Below are 23,823 nucleotides of genomic sequence, written 5' to 3'. Positions count from 1 at the left end.
GACACCGGTCTCGATGATCATGACTGGTCCCTTGGTGCTGGTGACGCGTCCCGACTTTGCTGCGAACAATCTGAAGGAGCTGGTGGCGTCCCCCAAGGCCAAGCCCGGCGAGTTGTCATTCGCTTCCTCCGGCAACGGCTCGTCGACCCACCTGGGCGGTGAGATGCTGAACACTGCCGCCGGCATCAAGACTATCCATGTGCCGTACAAGGGCAGCGGCCCCGGTCTGACCGACGTGATGGGTGGGCAGACCACCTACATGCTGGAAACCATGATCTCGGCCCCGCCCTTCGTCAGCTCGAGCAAGTTGAAGGCCTTGGCCGTCACTGGCAAGAAGCGCTCTTCGGTGCTGCCCGACGTGCCCACCGTCGCCGAGCAGGGCTATCCATTGGACCAAAGGCACTGGTGATGCTGGGCTCAGCAGCGGGAGCCGAAGGGCGACGATGCAGCTGGTTCGTGCGGGGCCAGGAAAGCGGGCCTGCTCTGCGGCAGCCGGCCACGGGCTGCGGCAAAAGGTCATCCAGAGACGGTATGGGTGTTGTAGCCATCCGGGCGTCGGCGGCGGGCTAAACCTGGCTTGGCTGGCGTTGCGGGCGTCGCTGGAGGGCGACGCAGCGGACGGTGGCTGGGTCTGCGCTGTTGAGGCCAGGGGGCACCGAGCAGCACGATCCGGCTGTGTTCGCCGTGTGGCGCCGCCTGCCCAAGCTGATCAGCGGCGTCGGGACGATGTCCCTCAGCCCATGATCCGTCGACGCGGAGCTTCCTCGTGTCCGCCCTGTGGAGCGCTGGCGTCCGCCGACAACTGCATTCAACTCCGAGCCCGTCCGCACTGCATAATTCCAATGTTGGACATTAAGCATGACGAACCACCAACCCATTGGGTCAGACCGGCAGGAACTGGGAACTGAACGCGGCGTCGCGCGATATCAGCGGCTGGCTTCATTGCTGAGGCACCGAATCGCGAAGGGCGAGTACCCGCTCGGCACACAGCTGCCCCCCATCACGCAGCTCGCCGAAGATCTGGGCGTTGCCGTCGTCAGCGTGCGGCAGGCGTACGAGCTGCTCTCCAAGGAAGGCTTGATCCGCAGCCAGCGGGGCGTCGGCACCCATGTGGCCGCGCTACCGGCCGGGGCGCGCGGCATTGATCTTGCGATCGACGACCCGTTCGCCACGCCGCAGGCGCTCGCGTTTGAGATCCTTGAGGTCCGGCGCCACACGCGGGTACCGCAGGAATTGCTCGGGCCCGTTGACCGGCCGGCCGACGACAACGTCTGCGTCCGCAAGCTGCATACCTATTCCGGCGAGCCGTTCTGCTACGTAGAGATCTACGTGCCGACGCTGGTCTTCGAGTCGCTGCCCAAGGACGTCGCTAGAACGAGGAAACTGCTGGCCGCAGTGCTCGATGCGCTGAGCCCGAGCGGCAAGCGGGTGCGGCAACGCACCACCGTGATACCCGCGGACTTCCCTTTGTGCGACATGCTGAAGATCCCGTTCGCCTCGCCCGTGGCGAAGATGTCGCGGCGCTTGGTCGACGGCAAAGGCAATCTGCTGTACGCCGGTGTCACTTGGTATCGGGGCGATCGCTTCGTCTCCGAGATCGACTTCCCCGTGTCGGCACTGAAGACCGTGCCCGGGATCACCGAACCGCAGCCTCAGGCGGTGGGCGAGCGCGCGCTGGGCTAAGCCTCTCGGTCGCAACTAAGGGTAAATACGCATCCTCGAGTCAGCCCTTTGTGCCTAAACTTCTATCATTAGGCATTTAGAAGGAACTCACAATGCGCATTCGCTACGCTCTCGTTCTTCTGGCAGCCAGCGCGCTTGCGTTGCCTGCCATGGCGGCCCCGGCCGTCTACCCGGCCAAGCCTCTCAAGATCATCGTGCCCTTTCCCGCCGGCAGCGGCACGGACACTGGGGCGCGCGTGCTCGGCCAATGGTTGACTGCCAAGACGGGGCAGCCCGTCATCGTCGACAACCGTCCCGGGGCGTCTGGATTCATCGCGGCACAGGCAGCGGCCGCAGCGGCACCAGACGGGTACACGGTGTTCGTGACGACCAACACCACGCAGGCGGCCAACCCGGCGATGTTCCGCAAGCTGCCCTACGACCCTGTGAAGGACTTTGAGCCGGTGAGCATGGTGGGCAGTGCCGGCTTGCTGCTGCTCGTCGCGGCGGACAGCCCGCACAAGGACATTGGCTCGTTCCTCGCGCAGCTGCGCGCCGATGGCAAGCGGTTTAACTTCGGCGCCGGCAACTCCTCCACGCGCGTCGCCGGTGAGCTGCTCAAGACTGCTACCGGCGCCGATCTGATGGCCGTGCCGTACAAGGGCACGCCGCCCGCGTTGACCGACCTGATGGGCGGGCAAATCGATTTCATGTTCTGTGACATCGGCCCGGCGCTTCCGCTGGTGACGAGCGGCAAGCTGCGCGCGCTGGCGACCTCGAGCGCTGCGCGAGAGCTGCTGCTGCGCGACGTGCCCACTTTGCAGGAAGCCGGCTTGAAGGGGTTCGAGATGACGGTGTGGTCGGCGGCCTTCGTTCCGGCGAAGACACCTAAGGACACTGTCGCCCAGTTGAACGAGCTGTTGCGCGCCGCGCTTGCCGACCCGGCCGTGCGCCAGGAATTCGCCAACACCGGAGGCCGCAGCCGCGGCTCGACGCCCGAGCAGCTGCGTTCGTTCGTGATCTCGGAAATGGCGAAGTGGGCCGCCGCCGTCAAAACTGCAGGAATCCAACCCGAATGAAACCCCACCCTACCGTGGTCAGGTCAGCCGACCTTGCTGCCTACGCGCCGGCCAACCACACCGGCACTTCCAACGTGCGCGTGATCGGCCCAGAAACCGTCGGCGCGACGACGCTCGAAGTGCTGATCGGCACGATCGTCAAGTCGCACGGAGCAAAGCCACACGCGCATCCACACCTAGAGCAATGCGCCTACATGATCGAAGGCACCGCCGAGACAGGGGCGCAGGGCAGGGTCGAAGCGATGGAGCCCGGCACATGGGCCTACGTGCCGGCAGGCGTGTTCCATACGTTCCGAGTGACCAGCGACCAGCCCGGGCGGGTGCTGGTGGTCTATGCGCCGCCCTACGGCGAGAACCCGGCGCAGACGATCACCGAACCCGACCGGGCGGTTGCCGAGTGCGGCCAAGTCCGGATGCTCGCCGACCGTGGGGCCAGCCCGGCCACCGGTGTCCTCGTCGATCGCGACACCGTCGGCGCGCAGTGGATCGAGATCGAGGCATTGCGCGTCACCGACATCACCGACCTGTCGTGCGCTGCGAGAGCGGACGCCGAGCAGGTGCTCTACCTCCAACACGGCCACATCGATGCGCGCGCTGGCGAGTTCCGCTGCCAGCTCGCGCCGGGCGACTTCCTTTTCCTTCCACGCGGGGCCGGCGCGGTCCTGCGCTGCCCGACAGGCCGGCGGGCGTCCGGCTTCCTCATCAAGGGACGGGTTCCGTCCCCTTCTTCACACTGAAAGGCACCCAACATCATGACCGCAAGACTGCCCACCCAGCTGACCACCTTCACCGGCGTCCCATTGCCACTGCCTGCGATGCCGCAGGACAGACTGCTGACGGTCAACATCGAAGACATCCCGCTTTTGAAGGACCTGCTCGGCGTCCCCGGCTTGCACGTCAAACCGCTGCGCCTGGAGCCGGAACGCAACGAATGGGTCTTCATGGCCGTGCTCGAGCCCGGGTGCTCGCTGCCGCTGCACTACCACACCGGAGCGGCGCAGGTGTACACGCTACAGGGTCGCTGGTGCTACCGCGAGTACCCAGACCAGCCGCAGGTGGCGGGTTCCTACCTGTACGAACCCGCGGGGTGTGTGCACACCTTCTACTGCCCCGATGACAACACCGAGGACACCATCGTGATCGCCTGGCTCGAGGGCGCGCAGGTGAGCTTCAACGACGACGGTGGCTTCGTTGGCATCAACGACGCGGTCCTGGTCCAGCACCTGACGGAAAAAGTAGCTGCGGAGCGCGAACTCGGGCCGGTGGGCTACATCCGGGGCAACGGCTCGTACGTGGCCAATAAGTCCTGAGCGGCATGAGCATGAGCAGTACGGAAAGCCGCACCAGCCAGGGCGGGCCGCTCGCCGGCCTGCGCATCATCGACATCACCGAGGTCGTCATGGGGCCTTCGGCCACGCAGATGCTGGCCGATCTCGGTGCCGACGTGATCAAGGTGGAGCCTCCCGGCGGCGACATGCTGCGCGCCACCGGGCCAGGCGGGCGTGCGGGCGCCGGCCCGCTGTTCCTCAACCTGAACCGCAACAAGCGCAGCATCGTGCTCGACCTGAAGCGCCCGGAAGGCAAAGAGGCGCTGCTGAAGCTGGCGCACGGCGCCGACGCGCTGGTCTACAACGTTCGGCCGCAGGCCATGAAGCGCCTCGGGCTCGACTACGAAGCGGTGCGAGAGGTGAACCCGCGCATCGTCTATGTCGGGACCTTCGGCTTCAGTCAGCGCGGCCGCTATGCATCGTTGCGCGCTTTCGACGACCTGATCCAGGCGGCAGTGGCAATCCCCGAGGCCAGTATGCGGGCGGGATCGGACGTGCCGCGTTATGCGCCGCTCAACCTCTCGGACCGCGCGACGGGTCTGTACGCGTTCGGCGTGATCTGCGCGGCGCTGCTGGCGCGCGAACGGACGGGCCGCGGCCAGGCAGTCGACGTCCCGATGTTCGAGACCACCGCGCAGATGATGCTGGGCGACCATCTCTATGGTCACACCTTCGTCCCGCCGCGCGGCGGCTTCGGCTATCCGCGGCTGCTCAACCCGCAGCGGCGGCCGTATGCCACCCAGGATGGCCTGGTGTGCCTCGTCGTCTACACCGACGAGCAGTGGAAGGCGTTCATGCGCGCGGTCGGCGAGGCCGAGTGGTTCGAGAGCGACCCACGCTTCGCCGACGGCGAGTCGCGCACGCAGCATGTCGAAACGCTGTACCAGATCCTCGCCGACAAGTTGACAACGAAGACCACGCAGCAATGGCGCGAGCTGCTCGAGCCGCTCGGCATCCCTGTGCTGCCGGCGCACACGTTCGAGTCGCTGCTGGACGATCCTCACTTGCAGGACATCGGCTTCTTCCAGCAGTTCGAGCATCCCACCGAGGGCATGCTGCGGACGATGGCGGTGCCCAGCGAGTGGCCGCAGTCGCCGCTGCCGCCGCTGCGCCCGCCGCCGCTGCTGGGTGAGCACAGCGAGGAACTGCTGGCCGAGGCCGGCTACACGCCGCAGCAGATCCGCGAAATGCTGACCAGTGGGGCCACCACACAAGCGGCAGCGGCACCCAACCCAACCGGAGTGCAAACATGACGACAGTCCTCAAGGCGACCCGGCAGGACGGCCGCCTGGTGCTCATGATCGACCGCCCCGAGCGCCGCAACGCGCTGAACGCGGACGTCATCGCCTCATTGCAGCAGGCGCTGGAAGGCGCGCGCACCGACACGACGCTGCGCGCTATCGTGCTCACCGGCGCGGGCGACGAGGCGTTCTGCGCCGGCGCTGACCTGACGGCGGACAGCTTCTCGTTCGACTACGCCACGCCGTCCATTGCGTACGCGAACCTCCTGCGCGCCGCCCACACACTCGCCGTGCCTCTGATCGCACGGGTCAATGGCGCGTGCATGGCTGGCGGCATGGGGCTGCTCGCAATGTGCGATCTCGCCATCGCCGCACGGCACGCGAGCTTCGGACTGCCCGAGGTCAAGGTAGGTGTGTTCCCGATGCAGGTTCTCGCGGTGCTGCAGGCGCAGGTACCCCAGCGCTGCCTCGTGCAGCTGTGCCTGGCCGGCGAACCGATCGACGCGGCACGGGCACGCGAGATCGGTCTGATCAACGAGGTGGCGGACGATCTGGACGCCGTGCTCGCGCGTCTGCTGGCCCGCGTGACCTCGAACTCTCCCACCGCGCTGCGGCGCGGCCTGTACGCGATGAAGGCGATGCGATCGATGTCGTTTGAGCAGGGCATCGCTTTCGCCGAAGGACAAATCGGCCTGCTGGGCATGACGCAGGACGCGCGCGAAGGCGTCGCGGCCTTCAAGGAAAAAAGGAAACCACAATGGACCGGCCAGTGAACAAGATCGTGCGCATCGGTGGCGCATCGGGCTTCTGGGGCGACAGCAGCCTCGGGCCGATGCAGCTGGTGCGCTCGGGCGCGATTGACTACCTGGTGTTCGACTACCTCGCCGAGCTCACCATGTCCATCCTCGCTGGCGCGCGCATGAAGCGGCCGGAGGAAGGCTATGCCATTGACTTCGTGACGGTGGCTTTGCGCTCGGTGCTGAAGCAGGCGGTCGAGAAGGGCATCCGCATCGTCAGCAACGCCGGCGGTGTGAATCCGAAGGGCTGCGCCGCAGCCGTGCAGGTGCTGGCTGGCGAGCTGGGCGTGAAGGTGCGCATCGCCGTCGTTGAAGGCGACGATGTGCTGCCGCTCGCGGACGCGATGCGCGCCGGCGGCGGCGTCGACATGATCAACGGCGAGCCCTTGCCCGAGCGCCTCGTCACCGCCAACGCCTACCTCGGCGCGCTGCCGGTCGCACGCGCCCTCGACGCCGGCGCGGACATCGTCATCACCGGGCGCTGCGTCGACAGCGCCGTCACGTTGGGCGTCCTGCTGCACGAGTTCGGCTGGGCCGCCGACGACTTTGACCGGCTCGCTGCCGGCAGCTTGGCCGGCCACATCATCGAATGCGGTTGCCAGGCCACCGGTGGCCTGCACACGGACTGGGCTGCCGTGCCCGACTGGGCCAACATCGGCTATCCGATCGTCGCGTGCCGCGAAGACGGCAGCTTCACCGTCACCAAGCCGCCGGAAACCGGCGGACTGGTCACGCCGGCCGCCGTGGGCGAGCAACTGCTGTACGAAATCGGCGATCCTGCCTGCTACCTGCTGCCGGACGTGACGTGCGACTTTCGTGACGTGCGCATGGAACAGGTGGGACCACACCAGGTGCTCGTCACCGGAGCGCGCGGGCGACCGCCGACCGCCAGCTACAAGGTCAGCGCCACCGCGCACGCCGGCTTCAAGGTGTCGGGACAGCTCACCATCGTCGGCATCGATGCACCGGCCAAGGCACGCCGCACCGGGGAAGCGCTGCTCGAACGCGGCCGCCGCCTGCTGCGCGAACAGGGATTCGATGACTTTCTTTCGAAGAACATCGAGTTGCTGGGCACCGAATCCGCATACGGCCCGCATGCGCGGCCGCTCCCCACACGCGAAGTGGTGCTGCGCCTGACGGTCACGCACACCGAGAAGCGTGCGCTGGAGATGTTCAGCCGCGAGTTCGCCGCGCCCGGCACCTCGTGGTCCCCCGGCACCACCGGTTCGGGCGGTCGTCCTTCGGTGGCACCTGTGCTGCGGCAAGTGACCTGGCTTATCCCCAAGGAGCAGGTCATGCCTTCGGTCACGATCGATGGCGCCACGTCCGTGATGGCCCTGCTGCCGGCCCAGCCGCTGGTGGCGCCGCCCGAACCGGTGGAAGCATCTGAAGGCGTTGTGCCCGCCGGTCCACGAACCACGGTGCCACTGGTGCGCATCGCATTCGGGCGCAGCGGCGACAAGGGCGACACGTCCAACATCGGCCTGATTGCACGCTGCCCAGCGCTTCTCCCCGTGCTGAAGGAGCAGGTGACGCCCGAGCGCGTGAAGCGCTACCTTGCCCATCTGGTCCTGGGGCCCGTAGTGCGCTTCGACTTGCCCGGCATCCATGCCGTCAACTTCCTGTGCGAGCACGCGCTGGGGGGCGGCGGCATGGCGTCGTTGCGCAACGACTCGCTTGGCAAGGGCATGGCGCAGATGCTGCTCGACCTGCCGGTCGAAGTGCCCACCCTCCTGCTACAGGAGACAAATGCATGAAGCCAGATGATGTCCTGCTCACCATGGTCGACTTCAAGTGGTTGATGATCGGCCAGGGATGGCGCGTCGACCTGACGCGGATGTGGCGCGACTCCAAGTATCTTGGCGAAGCCCTGCAACGCGGGCTGACGAGCGAATCGGCGTTGTTGCGCGAGCGCAGCATCGACCTGCTTCGCCTCCGATCGGCGCTGACGTCATGAATTTCGATTTCACTGACGACCACCTCGCGATCCGCGAAGCGGTCGAAGCCCTCTGCACCGATTTCGGTGACGACTACTGGTTGGCGCGCGACCGAGACGGATGCTGGCCCAGCGAGTTTTGCGAGGCCGTCTCGCGTGGTGGCTGGTTCGGTGTGACCATGCCCACGGAAGTGGGCGGTGCCGGTCTTGGCATCGCGGCCGCCGCGATGGTGATGCGTACCATCGGAAAACTGGGCTCAGCCGCCGCGTCGTCCGTGCACCTGAACCTGTTTGGTCCTCAGCCGGTGGCGGTGTTCGGCACCGAAGAACAGAAGCAGCGCATGCTGCGACCCCTGATCGACGGTACGGACCGCGCCTGCTTCGGCGTGACCGAGCCCAACGTCGGCTCCGACACCACGCGCATCATGACTTTTGCCCGGCGCGACGGCGACCGCTATGTTGTCAACGGCCAGAAGGTCTGGACTTCGACCGCCCAGCACGCCAACAAGATCCTGCTGGTGGCGCGCACAACGCCGATCAAGTATTGCGCGCGGCCTATGGACGGCATCACCTTGTTCTACACCGACCTCGACCGCTCGCGTGTGCGCGTCAGCGAGATCGAGAAGATGGCGCGCAAGGCGGTGGATTCGAACGAGCTGTTCATCGACGCTCTCGAAATCCCGGTCGAGGATCGCATCGGCGAAGAAGGCCAAGGGTTCAAGTGTCTGCTACACGGCCTGAACCCGGAGCGCATTCTCGTCGCGGCCGCTGCGCTCGGTGCAGGCGAGGCGGCGCTGCTGCGCGCGACCGACTACGCCAAAGAACGCATCGTGTTCGGCCGGCCAATCGGCCAGAACCAGGCGATCCAGCATCCGCTTGCCGAATGCTGGATGCGGCTGCAGTCGGCCGAGCTGCTGATGTGGAAAGCAGCCGCGCTCTACGACGCCGGTAAGCCGTGCGGCGTCGAGGCCACCGCGGCCAAGTACCTCGCGGCGCAGGCCGGCTTCGAAACCTCGTTGCGTGCCGTGCGTACGCACGGCGGATTCGGCTTCGCCAAGGAATACCACGTGGAGCGCGGCCTGCGCGAAAGCGTGCTGTCGCTGCTCGCGCCGGTCACGCAGGAACTTGCGCTGTGCTACGTGGCGGAGCAGGCGCTAGGCCTGCCCAAGTCGTATTGACCGGAACTGCGTCTCGCGCAATCCCCTCTCGTTGATCCATTCACACCTATCCAGGAGACAAGCAGATGATCAAAGTCAAGCCAGGTTCAATACTCCCGCTGCTGGCATCGCTCACGTTGCTCGCTGCCCCGCTTGCCGCGACAGCGTGGGAGCGCGGCCAGGTCGAGACATTCGCGACACTGCCCGCCGGCGAGGCGCATCCCGAGGGCATTGCCGTGGACCGCGATGGCAACGTCTACGTGACCACGGTGGCGGTGAACAAGGCGCCATCCAGCGGGGGGACGCTGCTGGTGTTCGACTCCCAGGGCAAGCACTTGCGCACGGTGGCCATCAAGGGCGCTACCCGGTTGCTGCTGGACATCCACTTCCATCCCCGCACGGGCAAACTGCTGGTGGCGGACTACAAGGGCGGTAAGGTCTTGAGCGTCGATCCCGCCACGGGTGACTCCTCCGTGTTCATGACGGTCGCGGGCAAGGGCCCAGGCCTCAACTCGATCGTCTTTGACGACGCTGACAACGTCTATGTGACCGACTCCCATCAGGGCATCATCTGGAAGGTTGGACCGCAGGGCGGGGAAGCGACGGCGTGGGTCACCAGCCCGCTGCTGCGGCCAACGCGGCTGCCGCCAGGCATCGGCGCCAATGGGCTGGTGTTCAATGAGGACAGGACGGCGGTGTTCGTGGCCAACACGGCACAGGACACCATCGTGCGCATCCCGCTGTCGGGGCCGGGGCTCGAGCCAGGCCAGCCGCAGGTCTTCGTCCACCGTGTGGGGGGCGGGCCCGACGGGCTGCACCTCGACGAGAGGGGCAAGCTCTGGGTGGCCTGCAACCAGTCCAACGAGATCCTGGTGCTCGAGCCCGGAGACGGCCGTGTGATCGCCAAGCTCGGCGACTTCGGGGGCGTCGACCGCGAGGGTCGGCCGGTCGGCCTGCTGTGGCCGAACACCTTCGCATTCAGCGGTGACGATGTCCTGGTGACCAACCTCGCGCTCGACCTCGGCAGCATGATCCCGCGGCTGGCGGACGAGCTGGGGATGGCGCCGCTGATCCCGCTGAACCTGCGCACGGTGGACGGGCCCTGGGCCAGCCAGGTGCGGCTGCATACGGTCTCGCGTATCAGCAAGCGCTCTGCGACCGCTGCGGTCCTGCGCGGCGCCGCGTCCGACACGTTCGGTGTGAAGTAACGCCGAGCCTGCAGCAGTGAAGCCCGCTATGCGCCGGGGAGTAGCGCCGGTGCAACGTAGCGCGGCTGGGCTAAACAGACCCGGCACTGCGCGATGCCGGCGCGCTGCAGCGACGCGTACGCATGCACGCCATCCCATCGGCCGTGCTCTGTCTACGGGGCCCTAACCGCTTCCGATACCCGCACGCTCCAACACAGCTTTGTCAACAGATCCTCGGCTGCCGCACCACCAATCCACCGGCCCCGGTCGCGGGCCGCCTTGATCAGCTCCTCAAGGTGGTAGTTGGTGCCGCAGGTGTTCAGGAATTTGGCCATTGGTCATCGGGTAGGTTGAGCACGTGCAGGCAAATGAGCACAGCTCATTGCCACGGCACTGTAGCGGCGGGCGCTCGGTCGACGCGTGCATCTGCCCGGACGCCCCCCTCAACCAGGCCGTGACCCGAGGGCGGGTCAGCGTCGCGCACGCCGCTCACTGGCACTCCTGAATCCACCGCCGAATGTCCTCCGCGCGCCAAGCCGTGATGCCCTCCGACAGCCGCACCGGTCCTGGAAAACTCCCCTCCTTCACACGTCGCCAAAGCGTCGCCCTAGAGAACGGAATCAGGCGCAGCAGCAGCCGGGCGCGCACGAAGCCGGTCAGCGGCAGGCCGGTGGGCTCTGCGGCTGGTGGCGGCGGGTTGACCGCCGCCGTGGGACGGGAGTGGGAGGCACGGGAAACTTCTTGCATGATCGACCTTTGCGCCGGCATGGCCGGCAAACACGGAAGACCATCTCGGTCGCAGCCACCATGGTCGGGATCGGTGTGCTGCCAAGGAGCGCCGGAACGATGTCGTCGCCTGCCGGCGCTCCGCTCAGGCAGGGACGTGAAACGCACACCAAGGGGAGATGCGGCGAGGAACTCGCCATCGGGCAGGTGACGACTGCGACGCGCCGAACGGCGATGCCAAAACTCTAGTCCACGGAAGCCGCCGCGTCCTTGGGATGGCGACCCTCCAACGTCAAAACACCCACAAGGCCGGTCGTTCTCGCATGGCACGCACGAGACTACGCGGGAGCGCCTGACGCGCCCTGCTCCGCCGCATGGGGCATTGGCTCCGTCCGAACGGTCGTGGTGGCTGCAGCAGCCGGGTGGTCGACCGTTGGCTTGGCCGCTTGCGCGGTCGATTGCGTGGCCGCTCGGCCGGCCACATCGTCCGCTGCCGGCACCGCAGCACTGCCCTCCGACCCCCTGGCATCCAGCGCATTCATCTGCCGCCGCAGCCGCCCCGCCAGGCTGCGGGCGCTGCTGGCCAGCTCCCGCACCCGGCGCTTCAAGGCTGCGCGCTCGGTGTCGATTGCCTCGGGCGTCGCGACCTCGTGGATCTCCAGCGTCTGCAGCAGCGGCATCAACTGGTCCAACTGGCCGAGTATCTCCAGATACCGACGCCCACTGGAGGACAGCACGCCCACCTCCAGCACCATGGGCACGGTGTCGTAGGTCGCAGACGCCGTGATCCCATGCGCCTGGAACAGGGCTTCGGCCGCATCGATCGCCTGGTTCAGATCGTCCGCCACCTTGTCCATCTGCGCGCGCAAGAGGGCCTCGACCCTGGCCACATCCGCATGGTCCAGCCGCGTGCGCGCGATCACCGACACGAAGTGGCTGCCCAGCTGGAAGGTGTTGAAGTAGCGCACGAACGCGCGCTTGCCGTCGGGACTGGCAAAGCGCACCGGGATCTTCAGGCTGGCCGCCTCGATGCGCCGGAAGTCCGCCTGGTTCTCGCGCGCGAGGATGCGGGCGTTGACGCCCCCCTGGTCATGCTTGACGACATCGATCTGGGCCATGGCATCCTCCTGCAGCGACAACGCGCCGTCGCCATGATCGGCCTCTTGCCATCACGTTGCCACGTAAAAAGGCCAGCGATTTCGCGCGATTTCGACACCAGCGTCGTGTGAGACCGCATGGGCCGTTGACGCGCTGCACCGCGCCGACTACTGTGCCCTGGATGCAGTAGCTGGCCCTGCCCTGGCGAGCCCTGGAGAGAACGACGTCCCGGCGCCCTCGGCGCTCCGCGGCGTCCCCGCACACACCGGTCGCGGACACGGCTTTCGAAGCCGGGCCAGGCCCTCGCAGCCTGGCGCCGAAAGCTTTCCCCCCGGTCGCTGGCAGACCGGACGCGCGCCGCACCGCGCCGCGCGCAAGCCAGCCCTTCCCACCGATCCCCACGGATCCGATCGCTTGTTCACCACCCCTGGGGGCTCTGCGCCTCCGGGCGTCGGCGGCCTCCTTCGTTCAACCCAAGGAGCCACCTATGTTGCCTACTCACGCCTGCGCGCAGGCCGTCACCTACCACGCGCAGTTCCACGTCCCGGTCGATCTGCTGTAGACCGACACCCGCGTCGACTACCACGCAGCAGCCGATCCCGAAGCGCCTGACCTCGACGCTCCGATGGAATGGAGCGAAGAAGACCTGGTGCTGCTGCACTGGCGGCTGCTGCGCGAGATCCAGCGCCTGGCCGAGCCAGACACGCCGCTGGAAGAGAAGCTGGACACGCTGCGCTTGGTCTTCACCGAGCGCACCAAGGACGGACAGCCGTTCTCGTTCGTGTCCTGCCTGCGCGTGGTGGGCTGCAGCCCGCTGTCGCCCCTGCCCTATTGCGGGCTCGTGGACGCCGAAGAGGTGCGCGACCGCATCCGTGCCGCCGTGAAGCCCTGGCTGCGCGAGACCCTGCTGCGCTACCCGGGCTGGGTGCGTGAAGCCGTGCTGGACCACCCGGACTGGGTGGCCACGCGTCTGGCCGCCAACTCGCAGTGGCTCAACGAAGAGACCCGGCGCATCGCGCTGCAGGGCGACATGTTCGCCTGAGTTCTTTCCCGGCTCGCCCCGTGCGATCCGTTCGCCCGACCCATCCACCCCGCGGGGGCGCTTCGTCTGGAAGCAACTCGCACTCACCGGAGATGACGATGCAGATCTAAGTGCACATCGACGAGGCCGGCGCGCTGCGCAACCAGCGCTACGCCTTTACCAACCGCTTCACGCTCGTCACCGAGCTGTTGCAGAACGCGCGCCGCGCGGGCGCGCGGCACATCGACGTCACCTACGACGCCGAGGCCCTGTGCCTGACGGTGCAGGACGACGGTTGCGGCCTGCAGGACTTCCAGGCCCTGCTGACCTTCCACCATTCGGGCTGGGACAGCCAGACCGTGGTCGAGGAACGCGCGTTCGGCATGGGCTTCACCAAGTGCCTGTATGCGGCCACGCGCTGCATCGTGCACTCGGGCCACCAGCGCGTCGACATCGACACCGTGGCTGCGCTGGACCGGGCGCCATGTGACGTCGTCACCACCGACACCCGAGTCGCCGGCACACGCGTCGAACTGTACGGCGTGGACCTGACCGACCTGCCACTGCGCATCGAACGGTTGTGCCAGGGTTTCCCGGTCGACGTCGTGTTCAACGGCGAACGCCTGCTGCGCCGCTACGCCAAGGACTGCCTGGTGTTCGAGCCCACGCCGATCGGCGCCGTGCACTTGACGGGGCGCTACGACGGCCGCGCGGAGCGCGGCGTGCTGGTCTTCCTGCAGGGCTTCTGCGTGCATGTGCCCACGGTCCACGAGAGCGACCGCGTCAACGTCGTGCACCTGGACCCTCGCCAGTTCGTGGCCCGCCTGCCGGACCGCGATATGTTGATCGACGCCGACCAGCAGCTGCCGCGCATCGAGGCGCAGCTGCAGCAGTGCTGGCGCCACCACCTGCAGAAGTCCCACGACCGCATGCCGGACCGCAGCTTCGTCGACACCTTCTACAACGCCATGCGCTGCTGGGGTCTGCTGGCGATGCTCAATGGCCTGGATGCACTGCCGACCGTGCTGTTTGAGCGCATCGCCGGCTACCCGGTACAGGGCAATCCGTTCCACCGTGGCTACCTGGACCCGGTGGCCACGGCGCCCAGCCGGGCCGAGATTGAGCAAGGCCAGGTGCGCCTGGTCGCGCTGGATGATCCGCATGCGGCGAACGCCGCCCACTGGATGCTGGCCCGCGCACGCCACTGGATGGTGGTCAAACCGCGCGGCCTGGACGCCTGCCACTGGCTGCAGCGCCACATCCGCATGCTGGACGACAACCCGGCCGAGGTCGAGGCGCTGGACGTGCAGGCGCAGGCGCAACTCGAAGGCCGCGTGGTCAGCACGCAGGTCGTGCTGTGCCGCGCCGTGCGCATCCGCATCGGCCCGGAGGAAGCCGAGATCGAGGACGCCGGCCTGGCCCATGGCGACCAGTTGCTGGTGCCCGCCGGCGAAAGCACGGGCGAGCCGGTGCGCCAGTGGTCGGACTTCCTGGACGACTCGGAGCGCTACCAGGAAGCCGACATGCAGGCCGATCGGAAGGCCCTGGCCGCGCTGGTCCAGCACCTGCGTTCCACGGATGCGCAGGCCACGCTGACCGCGTTGCTGTCGTCCATGCAGCTGGACCGCTACCCGCTGCTGCACGGCTGCTCGTTCGAGATCAGCGTGGGCGATGGTGCAGCGCCGGGCTGTTCGGTCGAGCTGGTCGGCTCGCCGCTCGTCGCGATCCCGCTGGGGGACTTCCATGGACAGCGCTGAGTACGCGCTGCGCGTGGACGCCGCCCGGCGCGCCGCGCACGGCCGCTGGACCGAGATCCTGCAGGCACAGGGCCTGGACGAGCGCCTGCAGGCGCGCAAGCCCATGGCCTGCCCGCTGTGCCGCGCCGGTGTGGACCGGTTCCAGTACGCCGACAAGTTCGGCGAAGGCAACTACCACTGCCGCAAGTGCGGCCCCGGCGGCGGCTTCAAGCTGCTGCAGGCCTGCAAGGGCCTGGACTTCCACGCGGCCCTGACGGCCGTGGAGTCGCTGCTGGGCCGCTTGACGGTGGTGCCAATGGCCACAGCCGGCGCAACGTCGGCGCCCTCCCCCGAGCGCATGCGCGCCCTGGCACAGTGCCTCTGGGACGAGGCCCGGCCGGTGACGGCCGGCGATGCCGTGGACCGCTACCTGCAAAGCCGCAGCCTGGGCCTGGCGGTGTACCCGCCGGCCCTGCGCCGCCACCCGGCCCTGGGCTACTTCCGCAAGGACGCTGGCCCGCGTGCGCGCAAGGTGGCCGACTGTATGCCCAAGGATCTGGACGCGGCCCAACTCAAGAGTATCGACCAGGTCGTGACCAAGCGGATGCGCATCAAGCGCGGCGAAGCGCTCTACAAGGACGGCGATGTGTTCAAGGCCATCTACACCGTGCGCGCTGGGTTCATCAAGACGAGCGTGGCGAACGCCGGCGGACGCGAACAGGTGACCGGCTTCCAGATGGCCGGCGAGATCCTGGGCTTGGGCGGCATCGTCACCGAGCGACACCACGGCGACGCAGTGGCGCTCGAAGACACTGAGGTCTGCGCCATCCGCTTCGCCAAGCTCGAAGCGCTGACCCGGGAAATCCCGGCCGTGCAGCACCATGTGCACAAGGCAATGAGCCGCGAGATAGTGCGCGAGCACGGCATGATGCTGCTGCTGGGCATCATGCGCGCTGAGGAGCGGCTGGCGGCCTTCCTGCTGAATTTGGTGAAGCGGCTGCGCGCACGCGGTTTCTCTGGTACCGAGCTGCTGCTGCGCATGACGCGCGAGGAGATCGGCTCCTACCTCGGTCTGAAGTTGGAGACGGTGAGCCGGCTGTTCTCCAAGCTGGCCCTCGAAGGCATCATCGAAGTGAACCAGAAGCAGGTGCGTATCACCGACATCGCGCGGCTTCAGGCGATCGAGCACGAAGCCCCGGTGCACTGAAGCTCCCCCTCGCCCATTCGCCAACCATGGCCTTGTGGCCACCACATAGAGAAACCATGCAAGTCAACCTGCCCGTCAGCCAGCGAGAACACGACTTTTCTGAAGACCAACCGCTGGTGTCCACCACCGACCGGCAGGGCCTCATCACCCATTGCAACCACGCTTTCGTAGCCACATCGGGTTTTGATTATGAGGAACTGATCGGGCAGCCGCACAACATGATCCGCCACCCCGACATGCCGGAGGCCGCATTCAAGGACATGTGGCGCACCGTCGGCAGCGGCTCGCCCTGGACCGGCGTGGTGAAGAACCGGCGCAAGGATGGCGACCACTACTGGGTTTTGGCCAACGTGACGCCGATTCTTGAGCAGGGCAAGCCCAGCGGCTATATGTCGGTGCGCACCAAGCCGACCCGCCAGCAGGTAGCCGAAGCCGTGGCGCTGTACCGCGTGATGGCAGCCGAGCGCGTGGCTGGCCGCGTTCACCACTACCTGGACGGCGGCAGGCCGCAACGTCAGGGCGTGCGCGGCTGGCCCGGCCGGCTTCGCCAGACCTCGATCCCGGCGCGCATGGCTTTCGCCCTGGCGCTCGTGGCCGTGCTGGCGATGCTGCCCGACCTGCTGCAGTGGCAGGGCACCACGGCCACGCTGGCGCGAGGCGCGACGCTGCTGCTTGGCCTGGGCCTGGCGATGGCGTGGTTCAGTCGGGCCATGGGCTCGGCCATGGACGAGGCTGTGCATTTTGCCGGCGAGCTTTCGGGCTGCAACCTGCTGGGCAGGCCACGCTTGGATTTTCCCGAACCGTTTGGCACCCTCATGCGCCGCTTGAACCAGATCCAGATCAACCTGCGCGCCGTGGTGGGCGATGTGCGCCGCGAGATCACCGGCTTCACGGCCTCGGCCAAGGAAATTGCGCTGGGCAGCCTGGACTTGGCCGGGCGCACTGAGTCGCAGGCCAGCAGCCTGGAGCAGACAGCCGCGTCGATGGAAGAGCTGTCCAGCACAGTGCGGCAAACCGCCGACACCGCCGGCCAGATGGCCAGCCGCAGCGACAGCAGCACCAAGGTGGCCGAGCGCGGCGAACGGGCGGTGCAGGAGGCTCGCCTAGCGATGGCGGGCATCGAGCAATCCTCGCGCAAGATCGGAAGCATCACCGCGGTGATCGAAGGCATCGCTTTCCAGACTAGCATCCTGGCGCTAAATGCCGCCGTGGAAGCCGCCCGTGCCGGCGAAAGCGGCCGAGGCTTCGCCGTCGTGGCCACCGAGGTGCGTGCCCTGGCGCAGCGCAGCGCCAGCGCTGCCAAGGAAATTCAACAGCTGACGACCGAAGCGTCCGGACGCATCGCCCAGGGCACGGAGCGCATCCACGGCGCCGGCGCGACGCTGGCCGAGGTCATGGAATCGGTGCGCGACGTGGGCGCCATGGTGCGCCAGATCACCGGGGCCGCGAAGGAGCAGGCGCTGGGCATCTCACAGGTGAACGAGGCCGTGGTCCAGCTGGACACGGTGACGCAGCAGAACGCGGCGCTGGTGGAAGAATCGGCCGCATCGGCGAGTTCTCTGGGCCAGAGCGCCGAAACGCTGCACCGTGCGGTGTCGGTATTTCAAATGCAGGAGGGTTTGAGCCTGTTGCCGCCGCTGGCTCCCTCGGTGTCGGCCGATGCAAAAGTGACCCGGCTCAAATTTCGGTCGACGCCAACAAGCAGGCCGACATCAGCGGCGGGCATCTGCAGGTGAACAACGAGATGCAGCCTGCGCCGCTGGCCGGATCGGTGCAAGGGGGAGCATCGAATCTCTGTCCGCGCCTGGACGGAAAACCGCATGGTCTCCCACGCAGGGGTTTTTTTGCTCTGGGGCTTAAATTCAGCAAAGGTCAGAGCAGAGCAGGCGGAAGGGAGTGACCATGCCAAACCGCGCGATGGAACTGCGTCACCTAGAACAAGCCGACCGCCATATCCGCGAAAGCGAGCTGAGGGTGCTGACGACGGAGGCGACTATTGCAAGGGCGGTTGCGCTAAAAATGAACACAGACCAAGCCTGCGTATTGCTGGCGTTGATAAGCGACATCCTAGCCAACTGCAAGGCACACCGGCTCCTGATTCTTGCAGGCTATTGCGGACATAGACCGTGGACCAAGCCGCGCGGTTCCGGGGCTACCCGGCTGCTGTCAGGACAGACAACGGCCCCGAGTTCACCAGCAGGGCCTTCATCGGCTGGGCACAAAGCCACGGCATCCGACACATCCTGATCGAGCCGGGGCGACCCATGCAGAACGGCATCCCATTGGTCGGCGTCAACACTTCAATGCCGCGCTCGCCGCCACCCTGGCCGGTGGCGGCCGACCTGCAGGCGCTGCCGTGCGGATCGAGCGATCCTCTTAAAGCAAGTACGAGCTCTGCCGCACCCAAACCGTATGCTGTGATCCAACTTTCACTAAACTCACAGGTTAAGGAGACAACATGCCAGACACTCAGTCTTTCTATCAGCCGCTGGACCCCGGCCGCATCGACCCGTTGGACAGCGCAGGGCTGCAATACTGGTGCAAAGAGCTTGCTTGCACTGAGGCCGAGCTGACCAGAGCAATTTCCGAAGTCGGCGAGCACGTATCGGCGGTCCGTGAACACCTTGCCAAGCCTCGCTGACAGATTTCGCATTGAGAGCCGGTCCCGGTTGTTTGAACACGCCGGAGCCCGAGATAAGTGGATGGGCTGCGATGTGAAAGATCAGCTCAGGCCCCTGCCAGGCCGCCGGAGGCGCCCCCCGGTTGGCCATGTACTCATGGCCAAATCCCTTCAGGCCGCCGCCTGCATCGGCGTCAGCGCGGCGTAGTAGACCATGTCCGGCGTGCTGCCGCCGTGGGCTTGGTGCGGGCGGCGCGCGTTGTAGAACGCCAGATATGCGTCCAGGCCCTGGCGCGCGGCGCTGACGCTGTCGTAGGCCTTCAGGTACACCTCCTCGTACTTCACGCTGCGCCACAGCCGCTCGACGAAAACGTTGTCGCGCCAGCAGCCCTTGCCGTCCATGCTTTGGCGCGCGCCGATGCGCGCCACCTCGGCGACGAACTCGGCGCTGCTGAACTGGCTGCCCTGGTCGGTGTTGACGATCTCGGGCGCGCCGTAGCGGCTTGCGGCCTCGCGCAGCGCCTCCACGCAGAAGTCAGCCTCCATCGTGATGGACACGCGGCGCGCCAAGACCCGGCGGCTCGCCCAATCCAGTACGGCCACCAGGTACACCCAGCCGCGCGCCATCGGGATGTAGGTGATATCCAGCGCCCAGACCTGGTTGACCCGCTCGATGGCCAGCTCGCGCAGCAGGTACGGGAACACCGGGTGCGCCGGGTTCTTGCGGCTGGTGTTCGGCTTGCGGTAAAGCGCTTGCAGGCCCATGCGCCGCATCAGCGTGCGCACGTGCCTGCGGCCCACCTCGGTGCCATGCAGCCGCAGCAGATCGCGCAGCATGCGGCTGCCGGCAAACGGGTGCTCCAGGTGCAGCTCGTCCAGGCGGCGCATCAGCGCCAGATCCTCCTGGCTGACCGGTTCGCTGCGGTAGTACGCGGTGCCCCGGCTGATGCCCACCAGTGCGGCCTGGCGCTTGATCGGCAGGGTATGCCCACGGTCGATCATCGCTTTACGCTCAGCAAGCCGGCCTTGTTGAGCGCTCCGGCTAAAAAATCGATCTCCAGCGCCTGCTGGCCGATCTTGGCGTGCAAGTCCTTCAGGTCCGACGCGGGTTCTGCGGCGGCGCTGGCGGCGCCGAACACATCGGCTGCGCGCTCCAGCAGCTGGCGTCGCCACTCGGTCACCTGGTTGGGATGCACATCGTGCTTTTGCGCCACCTCGGCGATCGTCTTGTCGCCCTTGACGGCGTCCAAGGCCACCTTGGCCTTGAACGTCGCCGAGTGGTTGCGGCGGGGTCTTCTGCTCATCTGTCTGCTCCTGATCACGGGCTCTATCCTCGCCCAGCGGAGCAGCTCATCCACTTTGCAGCGTGTTCAAAATTCCGGGACCGGCTCTCCTTGCTCGCTGGGATGCTGTGCTGTGGACGGTGCGGGCGGCGTCTGGTGGTCGCTTACGTCGGGCGCGGGGTGCCTCAGGCGGTGTATCGATGTGATCGCCCTAAGGAAGCTCTGCGCAATGCGCTTTGAGATGTGCTGATGCAGCCCCACCCAGCCAATTGGCCGATTCGGCCCGTTGCACAGCGGCTTGTCGGCTCCTTCGGGCCTGCTTGCCGGCCTCTTGGCCGTTTGCAGGCGCACTCATGCCTGCGCCCCCATCAAAGTGCGCCGCACCATCCACAGGTTGGACAGCGCGAACAGCGTGTGCAGCTGCGCGGTGTTCTTCGCCAGCCCGCGGTAGCGCACCTTGACGTGGCCGAACTGGCGCTTGAGCACCCGGAACGGATGTTCGACCTTGGCCCGGATGCTGGCCTTGATGCGCTCGATCTGGTCGGTCAGGTTTTCGACCAAGTCGGTCTTGTCCAGCAGCTTGCGCTTGCCCGGGCGCATGGCGATGTTCCAGCGCACGCTCTCCTTGGCATCAGGCCGCTTGCCAGCGCCCTGGTAGCCGGCGTCGCCCCACGCCTCGGCCTCCTCGCCGTGCAGCAGCGTGTTGGCCTCGACCACGTCGTTGACGCTGCCAGCGGTGCCGCGCACCGTGTGCACCAAGCCCGATTCGGCATCCACGCCGATGTGGGCCTTCATGCCGAAGAACCACTGCTGACCCTTCTGGCTTTGCTTCATTTCAGGGTCGCGCTCGCCCGAGGCGTTTTTGGTCGAACTGGGTGCGGCGATCAGCGTGGCGTCCACCACGGTGACGGCGCGCAGCAGCAGGCCCTTGGCGCCCAGCAGCTCGTTGACCAGCGCCAGGATCTGCGGGGCCAACTTGTGTTCTTCCAGCAGCCGACGAAAGCGCAGGATCGTGGTCTCGTCGGGCAGCGGCGTGTTCCAGTTCAAGCCCGCGAATTCGCGGAACAGCGGCACGTCGTGCAGCGCCTCTTCCATCGCCGGATCGCTCAGCGTGAACCACTGCTACTGAGATGGACCCGACGCCACCTTCGCCGCACACTGGGCGTCTTCCACAACTTGCTACCGGAGGCTCATCATGGACGTGGACATTCTGGGCATCGACTTGGCCAAGCGCGTGTTTCAGTTGCACGGTGCCGATCGTCGCGGTCGCGCACTGCATCGAGCCAAGGTCACTCGATCGGAGTTGCTGGAGTCCGTCCGGCAACTTCATCCGCGAACCATCGCGATGGAAGCCTGCAGTTCGGCACACCATTGGGCAAGACAGTTTCAAGCACTCGGCGTTGAGGTCAAACTAGTCAGCCCCCATTACGTCAAACCCTTCGTCAAGACGAACAAGAACGATCGCAATGATGCTGAGGCGATCGTCGAGGCAGCTTGTCGCCCGAGTATGAACTTCGTGCCAGTCAAGTCGGTCGAGCAGCAGGACATTCAGGCCATCCACCGGACGCGCGAGCTGCTGGTGCACCAGCGCACCGCCCTCATCAACCAGGTGCGAGGACTGCTCGCTGAGAGAGGCATCACCGTCGGCCGGTATCCAGCAGCGTTCAGAAAGCGCGTCCCCGAGATCCTTGAGGAGGCACAAGGAGAACTGACCGAGCGCTGCCAGACGCTACTGCGGATGGCGTTGGAGGGGTTCCGCGCCATCGAGGCTCAGATTGTGCAGACCGAGGGATGGCTTGAAGCGGTCATGGAACAGTCCGCCTTGTGCCAAAAGATTGCAGCCATCCCAGGCGTCGGGGTGATGACCGCCACAGCAATGGTGGCCGCGGTCGGCGACGCCAAAGCGTTCAAGAACGGCCGCCACCTGGCCGCGTGGATTGGGCTCGTCCCACAGCAACACTCGTCGGACGGAAAGTCACGCCTGCTCGGCATCAGCAAGCGGGGAGATGCCTACTTGCGAACTCTGTTGATCCACGGGGCGCGCTCGGTCCTGATCAGGGTTGCGTGCCGCAAAGATGCACGCAGCGTGTGGCTGCAGGAACTGATCTCCAGACGCGGATACAACCGCGCGACCGTAGCGCTGGCCAACAAGAATGCGCGGATCATTCAATCCGTCCTGAGCGGGACAGACGGCTATCGCCCTTCGCTGGCGGCGGCATAGCAAAACGCTCAGGACGATGATTCCTGGCCGAGAAGAATCGGCCAACACCCACCCCTGGTTTTGCGACGCTTCTCAAATGTGATGACACAACCGGTTAGACCAGCGTTCCGTGATCCTGTACTTCATGTGGGCCGAGCAATCAGGCCGAACTGCTGCTAAGGACGGAACGCGCGGATCTCATCAAGGCTGCGGGCAAGCGGTGCTCACCAAGCAAGCCGAATACATGTGTGCAGACCGTTGATCATCAAACGAGGGGGGCTTGCAAAAGGCGTCGGGTCCATACATGCATGAAGTGCACGCGCAGCATGGTCTCCACGGCAAAGGGCGGGCGACCGCGTTTGCCTTCCGGCGCGTACGGGGTGATGAGATCGGTGAGCGCAGCCCAAGGCACCACACACTCCATCTCCGCCAGGAACTCACGCTTGCGCGTGCTCTTGGTCGTCAGGTTCAGGCCCAGGTCGGCTTGTTTCATGGCTCAGATTTTCTCAGCGCCAGGGCTTGCCAACGACATCGGCAGCGGATTTGTGCAGACCTTCCCTAACCTACAGTTGGCGCAGCCGCGATGCTTCACGTTCGGTGGCCGCCGGCCCGACGACGCGATCGCCCGGGAGTTGCTGCGCGCGGTCGAGCCCCTGGCGATCGAAGCCGCACTGCAAGCCGAACGGAGGCACATGGAAGTCCAGGCTGACCAGCGACGCATCTCGGAGCTCGAACTGCAGCAGGCGCGCTACGAGGCGTCGCTCGCAGAGCGCCGCTATGCAGCTTGCGATCCGGACAACCGGTTGATCGCCGCGCAGCTCGAGAAGAGCTGGGAGAGCGCATTGCAGCGCGTGCTCGCCTGCGAGGAACGCTTGACCACGGTCGAACAAACGCAGTCCTTGGAGAAGCCCGACTTGGCTGGTCTGTCCGAGGACCTCGCTGTCGCGTGGAATGCGCCGGGGGTGACGATGCGCGCGCGCCAGCAACTGCTGCGTACCCTCGTCAAGGACATCGTGGCCGATGTCGACGACACGACTCGCGAGGTCGTGCTGACGATCCATTGGCGTGGCGGCCAGCATTCGCAAGTGAAGTTCGTCAAGCCGCGCTCGGGTGAACACGGCTGTCGCACGCCGGAAGAAGCATTGGCCGTCATGCGCAGCATGGCCGGCAAGTGGTCCGACGAACACATTGCCGCGACGCTTAACCGCATGGGCTTTCCCACCGGTCAGGGCAAGACATGGACTGCGCGCCGCGTCGGCTCCACGCGCATGGTCAACGACATTCGCGCGTACCGGTCCGCGCACAAGGATGGCGAGTGGTTGACCATGTCGGAGGCTGCCGCCGCGCTCGGCGTCAACAACCACCGCATTCGGCGCCTCATCAAGGACGGAGTCTTGCATGCCGAGCAGGTAGTGCCACGCGCGCCGTACCAGATTCATGCGAGCGATCTGCAGGATCACCGGGTCATCGACGCAGTCTCGCGAACAGATCGCCCGTGTCGAGTCGAGGCCGAGAACCAGATCTCAATGTTTTCAATCACTTAAC

General features: G+C 66.3%; 22 protein-coding genes and 4 pseudogenes. 20 read left to right on the top strand and 6 right to left on the bottom strand.

What is annotated here, in order from left to right; translation table 11 throughout:
- The first annotated feature begins 19 nt into the window (after positions 1–19).
- The 11 genes from AC099J_RS30040 to AC099J_RS29990 all read left to right on the top strand — a co-directional run bounded on the left by AC099J_RS30040 (position 20) and on the right by AC099J_RS29990 (position 10,408).
- A complete protein-coding gene (locus tag AC099J_RS30040; RefSeq protein ID WP_479618984.1) occupies positions 20–409 on the top strand; it encodes a tripartite tricarboxylate transporter substrate-binding protein in 390 nt (129 codons plus the stop codon).
- A gap of 449 nt (positions 410–858) precedes the next feature.
- A complete protein-coding gene (locus AC099J_RS30035) occupies positions 859–1,683 on the top strand; it encodes a GntR family transcriptional regulator (protein ID WP_479618983.1) in 825 nt (274 codons plus the stop codon).
- A 92-nt stretch (positions 1,684–1,775) separates the two neighbouring features.
- Positions 1,776–2,741, top strand: a complete 966-nt coding sequence (locus AC099J_RS30030) for a Bug family tripartite tricarboxylate transporter substrate binding protein (RefSeq protein WP_479618982.1) — start codon at positions 1,776–1,778, stop codon at positions 2,739–2,741.
- Entirely contained in the window at positions 2,738–3,478 is a 741-nt protein-coding gene (locus AC099J_RS30025) for a cupin domain-containing protein (RefSeq protein ID WP_479618981.1), read from the top strand. Before AC099J_RS30030 ends, AC099J_RS30025 begins: the two co-directional genes overlap by 4 nt.
- Positions 3,479–3,493: 15 nt before the next feature.
- Positions 3,494–4,051, top strand: coding sequence for a 2,4'-dihydroxyacetophenone dioxygenase family protein (locus AC099J_RS30020; RefSeq protein ID WP_479618980.1), 558 nt, complete (start codon positions 3,494–3,496; stop codon positions 4,049–4,051).
- Between the two features lie 11 nt (positions 4,052–4,062).
- Positions 4,063–5,322, top strand: coding sequence for a CaiB/BaiF CoA transferase family protein (locus AC099J_RS30015; RefSeq protein ID WP_479618979.1), 1,260 nt, complete (start codon positions 4,063–4,065; stop codon positions 5,320–5,322).
- Complete coding sequence (locus AC099J_RS30010) at positions 5,319–6,083, top strand: enoyl-CoA hydratase-related protein (protein ID WP_479618978.1); 765 nt, start codon at positions 5,319–5,321, stop codon at positions 6,081–6,083. Before AC099J_RS30015 ends, AC099J_RS30010 begins: the two co-directional genes overlap by 4 nt.
- A complete protein-coding gene (locus tag AC099J_RS30005) occupies positions 6,068–7,864 on the top strand; it encodes an acyclic terpene utilization AtuA family protein (RefSeq protein WP_479618977.1) in 1,797 nt (598 codons plus the stop codon). The genes AC099J_RS30010 and AC099J_RS30005 overlap by 16 nt, the downstream gene beginning before the upstream one ends.
- Entirely contained in the window at positions 7,861–8,064 is a 204-nt protein-coding gene (locus AC099J_RS30000) for a hypothetical protein (protein WP_479618976.1), read from the top strand. Before AC099J_RS30005 ends, AC099J_RS30000 begins: the two co-directional genes overlap by 4 nt.
- On the top strand, positions 8,061–9,221 hold the full coding sequence (locus AC099J_RS29995) for an acyl-CoA dehydrogenase family protein (protein ID WP_479619008.1): 1,161 nt from the start codon (positions 8,061–8,063) through the stop codon (positions 9,219–9,221). The genes AC099J_RS30000 and AC099J_RS29995 overlap by 4 nt, the downstream gene beginning before the upstream one ends.
- Before the next feature lie 65 nt (positions 9,222–9,286).
- Positions 9,287–10,408: an SMP-30/gluconolactonase/LRE family protein gene (locus tag AC099J_RS29990; RefSeq protein ID WP_479618975.1), complete on the top strand. Its 1,122-nt coding sequence runs from the start codon at positions 9,287–9,289 to the stop codon at positions 10,406–10,408.
- Positions 10,409–10,560: 152 nt separating this feature from the next.
- Here AC099J_RS29990 and AC099J_RS29985 read toward each other — a convergent pair whose 3' ends face one another.
- The 3 genes from AC099J_RS29985 to AC099J_RS29975 form a co-directional block, all read right to left on the bottom strand.
- Positions 10,561–10,722, bottom strand: a complete 162-nt coding sequence (locus AC099J_RS29985; RefSeq protein ID WP_479618974.1) for a hypothetical protein — start codon at positions 10,720–10,722, stop codon at positions 10,561–10,563.
- Positions 10,723–10,876: 154 nt separating this feature from the next.
- Entirely contained in the window at positions 10,877–11,134 is a 258-nt protein-coding gene (locus AC099J_RS29980; protein ID WP_479618973.1) for a helix-turn-helix transcriptional regulator, read from the bottom strand.
- Between the two features lie 317 nt (positions 11,135–11,451).
- Entirely contained in the window at positions 11,452–12,231 is a 780-nt protein-coding gene (locus AC099J_RS29975; RefSeq protein WP_479618972.1) for a DUF1845 domain-containing protein, read from the bottom strand.
- A gap of 605 nt (positions 12,232–12,836) precedes the next feature.
- On the opposite strand from AC099J_RS29975, the gene AC099J_RS29970 reads away from it, so the two are divergent.
- The 7 genes and pseudogenes from AC099J_RS29970 (at position 12,837) to AC099J_RS29940 (ending at position 18,816) form a co-directional block, all read left to right on the top strand.
- Positions 12,837–13,253, top strand: coding sequence for a hypothetical protein (locus AC099J_RS29970; protein WP_479618971.1), 417 nt, complete (start codon positions 12,837–12,839; stop codon positions 13,251–13,253).
- Positions 13,254–13,363: 110 nt separating this feature from the next.
- A complete protein-coding gene (locus AC099J_RS29965) occupies positions 13,364–14,989 on the top strand; it encodes an ATP-binding protein (RefSeq protein ID WP_479618970.1) in 1,626 nt (541 codons plus the stop codon).
- Positions 14,904–15,182, top strand: a pseudogene (locus AC099J_RS29960) (primase-helicase zinc-binding domain-containing protein); the annotation flags it as partial. The gene AC099J_RS29965 and the pseudogene AC099J_RS29960, both read left to right, overlap by 86 nt.
- 102 nt (positions 15,183–15,284) lie before the next feature.
- Positions 15,285–16,175, top strand: a complete 891-nt coding sequence (locus tag AC099J_RS29955) for a helix-turn-helix domain-containing protein (RefSeq protein ID WP_479619007.1) — start codon at positions 15,285–15,287, stop codon at positions 16,173–16,175.
- Between the two features lie 56 nt (positions 16,176–16,231).
- The gene (locus AC099J_RS29950; RefSeq protein ID WP_479619006.1) at positions 16,232–17,911 is read left to right on the top strand and encodes a methyl-accepting chemotaxis protein; all 1,680 of its coding nucleotides are present in this window, start codon (positions 16,232–16,234) and stop codon (positions 17,909–17,911) included.
- A gap of 390 nt (positions 17,912–18,301) precedes the next feature.
- A pseudogene (locus AC099J_RS29945) lies at positions 18,302–18,451 on the top strand (integrase catalytic domain-containing protein); the annotation flags it as partial.
- Positions 18,452–18,633: 182 nt separating this feature from the next.
- Positions 18,634–18,816: a DUF3606 domain-containing protein gene (locus AC099J_RS29940; protein ID WP_479618969.1), complete on the top strand. Its 183-nt coding sequence runs from the start codon at positions 18,634–18,636 to the stop codon at positions 18,814–18,816.
- Positions 18,817–18,966: 150 nt separating this feature from the next.
- Here AC099J_RS29940 and AC099J_RS29935 read toward each other — a convergent pair.
- A protein-coding gene (locus AC099J_RS29935) for an IS3 family transposase (protein WP_479618968.1) occupies positions 18,967–20,099 on the bottom strand; the annotation gives its coding sequence in 2 pieces (ribosomal slippage) (positions 18,967–19,850 and positions 19,850–20,099; 1,134 coding nt in all).
- 330 nt (positions 20,100–20,429) lie between these two features.
- Positions 20,430–21,200, bottom strand: a pseudogene (locus AC099J_RS29930) (IS5 family transposase); the annotation flags it as partial.
- Positions 21,201–21,273: 73 nt separating this feature from the next.
- Here AC099J_RS29930 and AC099J_RS29925 point away from each other — a divergent pair.
- Positions 21,274–22,299: an IS110 family RNA-guided transposase gene (locus AC099J_RS29925; protein ID WP_479618967.1), complete on the top strand. Its 1,026-nt coding sequence runs from the start codon at positions 21,274–21,276 to the stop codon at positions 22,297–22,299.
- 277 nt (positions 22,300–22,576) lie between these two features.
- On the opposite strand, the pseudogene AC099J_RS29920 reads toward AC099J_RS29925, so the two are convergent.
- Positions 22,577–22,771, bottom strand: a pseudogene (locus AC099J_RS29920) (transposase); the annotation flags it as partial.
- Here AC099J_RS29920 and AC099J_RS29915 point away from each other — a divergent pair.
- Positions 22,770–23,822 (top strand): DNA-binding protein, encoded by a 1,053-nt coding sequence (locus tag AC099J_RS29915; protein ID WP_479618966.1) that lies wholly within the window; start codon positions 22,770–22,772, stop codon positions 23,820–23,822. The pseudogene AC099J_RS29920 and the gene AC099J_RS29915 overlap by 2 nt on opposite strands.
- The last annotated feature ends 1 nt before the right edge of the window (position 23,823 follow it).

This window comes from Rhodoferax sp. RT4P68, assembly GCF_056521305.1.
Note: the sequence above shows the minus strand (reverse complement) of the source record. Positions and strands in the feature narration are given on the sequence as shown.